Below are 1037 nucleotides of genomic sequence, written 5' to 3'. Positions count from 1 at the left end.
CATGTGAGTGGTGTGGCGGTGGACTGGGCCCGGCTCTTCGAGGGGACGGGTGCCCGCCGCGTCGACCTGCCGACGTATGCGTTTCAGCGTGAGCGGTTCTGGTTGGAGTGTGTGGGTGGTGGGGATGCGGGTGGTTTGGGGCAGGTGGTGGTGGATCATCCGGTGTTGGGTGCTGTGGTGGCGTTGCCGGATTCTGGTGGTGTGGTGTTGACGGGGCGGTTGTCGTTGGCGGGGATGGGGTGGTTGGGGGATCACGTGGTGTTGGGGTCGGTGTTGTTGCCGGGGGCGGCGTTTGTGGAGTTGGTGGTGCGTGCTGGGGATGAGGTGGGTTGTGGGGTGGTTGAGGAGTTGACGTTGCGGGCGCCGTTGGTTGTTCCGGAGCGTGATGGTGTGGCGTTGCAGGTGGTGGTGGGTGGTTTGGATGAGGTGGGGTCTCGTTCGGTGCGGGTGTTCTCGCGTCGGGAGAGTGCGGGTGCGGGTGGGGAGTGGGTGTTGCACGCGGAGGGTGTGGTGGGCGTGGCTGAACCCGCGCCGGCCTTCGACCTCACCGCCTGGCCCCCGCCGGGCGCGACGGCTGTACGGACGAGCGACGCGTACGAACTGCTCCACAAGCAGGGTTACGCCTACGGCCCCGTCTTCCGCGGACTCAAGGCCGTGTGGCGGCGCGGGGACGATGTCTTCGCCGAGGTCGAACTGCCCGAGCAGGCACACGGGGACGCCGACCGATTCGGTCTTCACCCGGCGCTGCTCGACGCGACCATGCACGCACTCGGGGTCGGGGAGGGCGTCACGGGTGACGAGCCCACCGAGCTTCCCTTCACCTGGACGAACGTGTCCCTGCACGCCGCCGGCGCCCGATCGCTGCGGGTGCGCTTGTCGCCCCAGGGCGTCAGCAGCCTCACGATGAGCCTGGCGGACCAGGACGGCGCTCCGGTGGCCACGGTCGGCGGACTCATGTTCCGTCCGGTGTCGGTGGAGCAGTTGGTGGGGTCGGGTGTGGGTGGTGGGTTGCATGAGGTGGTGTGGCGCCCGTTGGC

1 protein-coding gene is annotated in these 1037 nt (G+C 68.6%); it reads left to right on the top strand.

The window, feature by feature from the left end:
* Positions 1 to 12 precede the first annotated feature (12 nt).
* Positions 13 to 1037: polyketide synthase dehydratase domain-containing protein (locus FKN01_RS32205; RefSeq protein ID WP_260697101.1), on the top strand; the 1025-nt coding region annotated here is incomplete at its 3' end.

The organism is Streptomyces sp. 130 (genome assembly GCF_007096885.1).
Taxonomy (GTDB): domain Bacteria; phylum Actinomycetota; class Actinomycetes; order Streptomycetales; family Streptomycetaceae; genus Streptomyces.
Note: the sequence above shows the minus strand (reverse complement) of the source record. Positions and strands in the feature narration are given on the sequence as shown.